Origin of the sequence: Kitasatospora sp. NPDC093806, assembly GCF_040683335.1 — a bacterium.
Taxonomy (GTDB): Bacteria; Actinomycetota; Actinomycetes; order Streptomycetales; family Streptomycetaceae; genus Kitasatospora.
In genome coordinates this window covers 50,360-57,168 of sequence record NZ_JBFBDO010000050.1, presented here as the reverse complement: position 1 = coordinate 57,168, position 6,809 = coordinate 50,360, and the positions used below count along the sequence as shown (strand labels likewise).

General features: G+C 76.3%; 6 protein-coding genes. All 6 read right to left on the bottom strand.

Annotation, left to right across the window (positions count from 1 at the left end):
- Window positions 1–151: 151 nt before the first annotated feature.
- From AB0N76_RS23065 to AB0N76_RS23040, 6 genes are read right to left on the bottom strand one after another with little or no spacing between them, the layout of a single operon-like run.
- Complete coding sequence (locus AB0N76_RS23065; RefSeq protein ID WP_363559758.1) at window positions 152–1,057, bottom strand: class I SAM-dependent methyltransferase; 906 nt, start codon at window positions 1,055–1,057, stop codon at window positions 152–154.
- Window positions 1,058–1,080: 23 nt separating this feature from the next.
- Entirely contained in the window at window positions 1,081–2,277 is a 1,197-nt protein-coding gene (locus AB0N76_RS23060) for an MFS transporter (RefSeq protein ID WP_363559756.1), read from the bottom strand.
- Window positions 2,274–3,434, bottom strand: coding sequence for a dipeptide epimerase (locus AB0N76_RS23055; protein WP_363559754.1), 1,161 nt, complete (start codon window positions 3,432–3,434; stop codon window positions 2,274–2,276). The genes AB0N76_RS23060 and AB0N76_RS23055 overlap by 4 nt, the downstream gene beginning before the upstream one ends.
- Window positions 3,431–4,534, bottom strand: coding sequence for a pyridoxal-phosphate dependent enzyme (locus AB0N76_RS23050; protein WP_363559752.1), 1,104 nt, complete (start codon window positions 4,532–4,534; stop codon window positions 3,431–3,433). Before AB0N76_RS23050 ends, AB0N76_RS23055 begins: the two co-directional genes overlap by 4 nt.
- Entirely contained in the window at window positions 4,531–5,397 is an 867-nt protein-coding gene (locus AB0N76_RS23045; RefSeq protein WP_363559750.1) for a DUF364 domain-containing protein, read from the bottom strand. The genes AB0N76_RS23050 and AB0N76_RS23045 overlap by 4 nt, the downstream gene beginning before the upstream one ends.
- Window positions 5,394–6,689, bottom strand: a complete 1,296-nt coding sequence (locus tag AB0N76_RS23040; protein WP_363559748.1) for an ATP-grasp domain-containing protein — start codon at window positions 6,687–6,689, stop codon at window positions 5,394–5,396. Before AB0N76_RS23040 ends, AB0N76_RS23045 begins: the two co-directional genes overlap by 4 nt.
- Window positions 6,690–6,809 lie beyond the last annotated feature (120 nt).

Below are 6,809 nucleotides of genomic sequence, written 5' to 3'. Positions count from 1 at the left end.
CGCCGCCACCCCCCGGCGCGGCGGCCGGGGCGGCGTCGGCGGCGGGGCCGGAGCCGTTCGCGGAGCAGGCGGTGGACAGGGTGAGGGCGGGGACGGTCGCGGCGGTGGCGGCGAGCAGGGTGCGGCGGCTGAGCGGGTGCGGCATCGGGCGTCAACTTCTCTTTCTGGCACGGGAGTCGAGCCGGGCGACCAGGTGCAGGCGGTCGCCGTCGGCGGTTTCGGCGGGGTCGACGGCGGGGGTGTCGTCGGTCCACGGCGGTTCGGTGCGCGGGCCCGGCCGGTCGTAGAGGGCGAGGGTGGTGAAGCCGTGGTGGGCGAGCAGGTGGCGCAGCTCCTGGGGGAAGAGCAGGCGCCAGGCGGACTGCTGTTCGACCGGCGGGGCGCCGTCGTCGCTGGTCCAGCGCCGGGTGCGGCGCAGCAGTTGGGCGGCGCGGTCGATCCGCAGCACGGTGTGCGAGGTGTGGGTGACGCCGTCGCGGGTGACGGTGTCGGTCCTTGGGGCGTCGAGGAGTTCGGTGCGGCCGAGGAAGAAGGCGCCGTTGCGGAGCTCGGCGACCAGCAGGCCGCCGGGGCGCAGGTGGTGGCGGAGCCGGTCGAACAGGGCGTCGAGGTCCGCGTCAGTGTGGCAGTAGAGCAGTGCGCTGTCCAGGCAGAGGACGGCGTCGAACCGTTCGGGTAGCGCGAAAGTCCGCATGTCAGCGAGGTGGTAGGCGGGTCCGGGGTGGTGGGCGCGGGCGTGCTCGATCATCGCCGCCGAGCTGTCCAGGCCGGTCACGGTCCGCCCGGCGGCGTGCTGCAGCCAGGCGGCGTCGCGGCCGGTGCCGCAGCCGAGGTCGAGGACGGCGGGCCCGGCCCCGTACCGGCGGAGCACCGCGTCGGCCCACCGGGCGGCGGTGGACTCGGGGTCGGGGAAGCGGAGTTCGTAGAGCTCCGGGTGGTCGGTGAGCAGGTTCCGCTGGTCGGTGGGGACGGGAGGGGTGGCGGGGGCGGCGGGCTCTGCGGGGGTGGCAGGGTCGGCGGGGGCGGCGAGGTCGGCGGGGGCGCCTGGCGGGGTCATCGGGCCTCACTGGTCATCGGGCGTCACTGGGAGAGCGGGCGGGCGGGGACGGGGAGCCGCCCGGTGCGGTGCAGCCGGGCGAGGGCGGTGGCGGAGCCGAGGCCGAGGGCGGCGCAGAGCAGCCAGGGCGCGGTGGCGGCGCTGTCCATGGCCCGGCCGACCAGGGTGTTGCCGAGGGCGGCGGCGAAGCCGGACACCACGTAGTACAGGCCGTAGTAGGTGCCGGTGAGGCCGTCGCGGCCGAAGGCGGGGATCAGCGCGAGGACGAACGGCTGGGCGGTCATCAGACCGAGTTGGAGCAGCAGCACGCCGCCGAGGACGCCGGGCAGGCCGGGGGCGGCGAGCGGCAGCAGGAAGCCGGCGGCGGCGACGGCGAGGCCGATCGGGATCCAGCGGCTGCCCGGTCCGTGCCGCTGGAGGCGGGTGGTGATGCGGAGTTGCAGCGTCAGGTTGGCCAGCGTGCTGGTCAGGAAGACCAGGCTGACGGCGCCCTCCCAGCCGGTGGCGCGGCGGGCGGCGTCCGGCAGCAGCAGGTAGAGCTGGCTCTCCATCCCGAACAGGCCGACCATGGCCAGCGAGAAGGCCAGGAACCGGCGGTCCCCGGCGACCTCGCGCCAGTCGGCCAGCACGCCGTTGGTCGGCGGCGGGGCGGGGCGTTCGGGCAGGGCGAGCGCCTGGGCGACGGTCAGCACGGCGAAGATGCCGGCGGCGGTGAGCGCGGCGACCCGGAAGTCGACCAGCAGCAGGACGGTGCCGAGCAGCGGCCCGGCGAGCGCCCCGGTGGTGGCGAAGGTGGAGAACAGCGCGAACGCCTCGGCCTTGCGGTCGGCGGCCTCGTGGGCGACGTAGGTGCGCACGGCCGGGTTGAACAGCGCCCCGGCCAGCCCGCTGAGCGCCGAGGCGGCGAGCAGGATGCCGAGCGTGTCGCCGAGCGCGAACAGCCCGAAGCCGAGGCTGCGCAGCGCGCACCCGGCGATGATGACGCGGCGCGCGCCGAGCCGGTCGGCGGCCGAACCGCCGAGGATGAACAGGCCCTGCTGGCTGAGGTTGCGCAGGCCGAGCACGGTGCCGACGGCGAGCGCGGAGAGGCCGAGGTCGTGGCCGAGGTGGCCGGCCAGGTACGGGATGAGCAGGTAGAAGCCGGTGTTCACGCCGAGCTGGTTGACCAGCAGGAGCCGTACGGGCAGCGGGAAGGACCGTACGGCGCGCAGTATCGTCACCGGCCGGCCGCCGGACGGGCTTCGACGAGCGGCGGGGCGTGCGGCGCGGGCACGGGCGCGGCGGCTCCCGGTACAGCCGGGGCTGCTGGCACGGCCGGTTCGGGTGCGGGCAGGACGCCGAGACCGGCCCGGTCCGGGGTGCGGACGGTGCCGTCGGCGCCGCCGATGCCCCGCCAGGGGTCGTGGGCGAGCAGCAGGTGCCCGTCGAGGTCGATCCAGCGGGCCCGGTCGGCGAGGTGGACGGCGGGCGCGATGCCGAGCGAACTGGCCGCCAGGCAGCCGAACATCAGCTCGGTGCCGCTGCCGCGCAGCGCCTCCTCGATCCGCAGCGCCTGGTGCACGCCGCCGCACTTGGCGAGCTTGAGGTTGACCCCGTGGACCCGCCCGGCGAGCCGCCGGGCGTCCTCGTAGGTCACCGCGTCCTCGTCGGCGATCACCGGGATCGGCGAGCGTTCGGCGACGGCGGCGAGCTCGTCGGGGCGGCCGGGGGTGATCGGCTGTTCGACGGCCTCGACCCCGGTGGCGGCGAAGGCGGGCAGCAGCCGAAGGGCCTGCTCGGGGGTCCAGGCGCCGTTGGGGTCGAGCAGCAGCCGGGCCGTCGGGGCGGCCTCCCGGACGGCCTGCACCCGGGCCAGGTCGAGGCCCGGGTCGGCGGCGCCGGCCTTGATCTTGAGCACGGTGAACCCGGCGTCGGCGAGCCGGGCGGCCTGGACGGCGGCGCGGGCGGGCGGTTCGATGCCGATGGTGCGGGCGGTGGCGACGGCGACCGGTTCGGCACGGCCGAGCAGCCGGTGGACGGGTTCGCCGGCCCGCTTGCCGACCAGGTCGAGCAGCGCGGCCTCGACGGCGGCCAGCACGCCGGCCGGCAGCTCCGCGAACGCGGGCGCGGCTGACGTCGTCTCCGTGGCGGAGCGGAGGTCGGCGAGCGCCTGCTCCGGGTCGGGGTAGCGCTCCAGCGCGGGCCGCAGCACGTCCAGCGCGAGCCGGATCCGGTCGGTCGGCAGGCCCAGGTAGACGCTGCTGACCGCCTCGCCGTGGCCGGTCAACCCGCCGTGGCCGAGAGAGAGTTGGACGGCGTCGCGGGCGGTGGTCACCGAGCGGGAGATCCGCAGGGGCTCGGCGAGCCGAAGCCGTACGGTGCGGACGTCGAGCCTCATCGGCCCTCCTCGGCGCGGGTGGGGGTGGGGGTGGATGCGGCGGGCACGCCGCCGGTGCGACATCGGGCCCAGCCGGTGACCTCGACCGCCGCCGGGTGCGGGATCTCGATCGGACGCGGCGCCGCCCGGTCGGCGTCCAGACCGTGCCGGCGGCAGAAGGCGTCGTCGTACACCGTGCCGAGGTAGCGGTGCGGGCCGTCCGGGAAGACGGTGGCGACGGCGGCGCCGGGGTGGACCCGGGCGGCCCAGGCGGCGACCAAGGCGACCGCGCCGGTGGACCAGCCTCCGCTGACGAAGGCGCCCCGGGCCAGCCGCCGGCAGGCGTCGACCGCCTCCGCCGGGCCGACCCAGTGCACCTCGTCGAAGGCCTGGTGGGCGACGTTGCGGGGGTGGATGGAGCTGCCCAGGCCGCGCATCAGCCGGGGCCGGGCGGGCTGGCCGAAGATGGTCGAGCCGACCGAGTCCACGCCGATGATCCGCAGCCGGGGCCAGCGGCGGCGCAGCGCCTCGGCGAGTCCGGCACTGTGGCCGCCGGTCCCGACGCTGCAGACCAGGACGTCGAGGTGGTCGAGTTCGGCGGTCATCTCCTGCGCCATCGCGCGGTAACCGGCCGCGTTGTCGGGGTTGTTGTACTGGTCGGGCCAGTAGGCGTCGGGCAGCCGGTCGAGCAGTTCGCGCAGCCGGCCGAGCCGGGCGGCCTGCCAGCCGCCGTGCCGGGCCGGCTGCTCGACCAGCTCCAGCCGGGCGCCGTACGCGCGCAGCAACTGCCGCATGGACGGTTCGAGTTCGCTGTCGCCGACCAGGACGACGGGGTGGCCGAGGGCCTGCCCGGCGAAGGCCAGGCCGACCCCCATGGTGCCCGAGGTGGACTCCACCACCGTTGCCCCGGGCCGCAGTTCGCCGCGCGCGTGGGCGCCGCGCAGCATCGCGACGGCCGAGCGGGCCTTCATGCCTCCGGCGCTCAGCCCCTCCAGCTTGGCCCAGAATCCGGGGTGCGGGTGCGGCAGCGGGGTGCTGATCCGGGCCAGCGGGGTGCGGCCGAGCAGCGGCAGCAGGTCCGGATTGCCCAGCGCCGCACCGGTGTCGAGCAGGGCCGTCACCGCGCCGCACCCCCGTAGAGGTGCAGGACGGTGGGGCCGCCGTCGAGCCAGAAGAAGGGGTAGGGCTCGGCGCTGACGGCGGTGACCCCGTCGCCGAGCAGCCGCGGCAGCACGGCGCTGCCGGTCTGGGCGAACAGCACCAGCGGTTTGCCGGTGGCGCGGGCGTGGGCGAGCAGCGGGTCCAGGGTGCCGTTGCCGAGGGTCATGCCGGAGGCGAGGATCGCGTCGCAGTCGTCGAGGAGGGCGAGCGCGTCGGTGTGCACGGGCTCGTCCCACTCGGTGGTGCCGCCCTTGAGGTCGCAGGGGAGGTAGCCGACGCCGTGCGAACGGAGCTGTTCCAGGAGGGAGTTGACGACGCCGACGACCAGCACCCGGCGGACCTCGGCGAGCGGCAGCAGCCGGACCACGGCGGCCGCCCGGGTGCGGGACTTGGTCAGCGAGGAGCCGGCCGGCAGGCCGAACCGCCGGGCGCCGTGGGTCGGACCGTGCGGGCGGCAGTCGCCGAGGTAGGCGTCCAGCGCGGCGACCCGGACGGCGGTGAGCGGGTGGCGGAGCAGTTCGGCGACGGTGGCGCCGACGCATTCGGTGACGGTGTCGGCGGGGAGCTCGCCGGGCTCGACCGCACAGGAGCCGACGGCGGCGCCGAGCCGCAGGCTGAGCACCTCGTTGCGGTAGCCCTGGGCGCGGCCGCTGTGCCGGACGGCCTGGGCGGTGGTGAAGGCGAGCGCGATCCGCCGGGTGGCCGGGTCGGGCCCGTACGCCCCCGTACGGGCCCGCCCGGTGATCAGGTCGAGCGTGCCGGGGACGCTCAGGGTGGCGGCGCTGCTCAGGCCGTGGGTGCTGCTCAGGGTGGGGGCGCTCATGCGGGCACCGCCGCGGGTTCGGCCGACCGGTCGGCGGCCGCGTAGCGGGGGGTGATCCCGGCGAGCAGCCGCTCGGCCGCGCGGCGCGCCCCGGCGCCGCCGGTGTCGGCGGTCATCACGTGCCCCAGGTACTCGTTGTTGCTGGTGGCGGGCCGCACCTCGCGGCCGGGCCCGGCGAGCGCGAGCTCGACCACCGCCGGGTCGCGCCGGACGTCCTCCTCGCCGTCGAAGCCGTGCAGCAGCCCGGCCTGCCCGCCCCCGGGGACGAGGAAGGCGATCGCGGCGCTGGCGACACCGGTCGGGTGAACAGCCAGGTCGGGCCGCCGGCCGAGGGCCACGTCGACGGCGGCGGCCGCCAGGTCGACCCCGGTGACCCGCCGGACCAGCTCGGTGATCCGGTTCCCGGCCGGTCGCGGGTTGACCTCGATCACCCGGGGCCCGGCGGGGGTGAGCTTGATCTCGGTGTGCGCGACGACCTGCTCCAGCCCGAGCGCGGCCAGCGCGGCGACCGCCGTGTCCGCGGCGGCCGCGGCCTCGGCGGGCTCCAGCGCGGCGGGGAACATGTGGCCGGTCTCGACGAACGCCGGCGCGCCGCCGATGCTCTTGTCGGTGATCCCGACGACGTGCGCGACGCCGTCGGCGGTGACCGTCTCGACGCTGACCTCGGGGCCGGTGAGCAGCTCCTCCAGGAGCACCGCCGGCTCCCGACGCTGGCCGCGCGCGTTGACCGGGAAGGCCTCCAACGCCCGCATGGCCACCAGGAGTTCGGTCTCGTCGACGACCTCCCGGACGAACATCCCGGCGCACAGGTCGACCGGCTTGACGACCAGCGGATAGCCGATCGCCTTGGCGGCGGCGCAGGCCTGCTCGCGGTCGGCGCAGAGCGCGTACGCGGGCCCGGGGACGCCGGCCTCGGCGAGCGCGCGGCGGGTGAGGTCCTTGCGGCAGGCGGCGGCGACCGCCTCCGGCCGTGGCCCCGGCAGGCCGAGCCGGTGGGCCACCTCGGCGACCCGCGGGAGGTAGTAGTCGCAGGAGGAGAGCACGCCGTCGAAGCCGAGCAGCCCGTGCAGCCGTTCGGCGTAGGGGAGCAGCGCGGCCGGGTCGTTGGTGTCGACGGTGAGGATGTTCTCGGCGGCGAGCAGCGGGTGCGGGCCGTCGGCGGGGGCGGCGCGCAGGTAGTGGTGCAGGTCGCGGGTGAGGAAGGTGAAGCGGTGCCCGCCCTCCCCCAGCGCGCGTGGCAGCAGCCTGCTCATGGAGCCGACCCAGCTCTCGATCACCAGCAGATGCGCCACGGTTCTCCCTCTCGACGGACACGGCGGACACGGCGGATACGACGGACACAGCACGGACACGGCACGGACACGACCACGAATTCGGCGGCGGATACGGCAGCCTGGCAGGACCGTAACGGG

Bases quoted from the DNA above. Each gene is read 5' to 3' on its own strand.
- AB0N76_RS23065 (WP_363559758.1), bottom strand. From the start codon at position 1,057: ATGACCCCGCCAGGCGCCCCCGCCGACCTCGCCGCCCCCGCCGACCCT.
- AB0N76_RS23045 (WP_363559750.1), bottom strand. From the start codon at position 5,397: ATGAGCGCCCCCACCCTGAGCAGCACCCACGGCCTGAGCAGCGCCGCC.
- AB0N76_RS23055 (WP_363559754.1), bottom strand. From the start codon at position 3,434: ATGAGGCTCGACGTCCGCACCGTACGGCTTCGGCTCGCCGAGCCCCTG.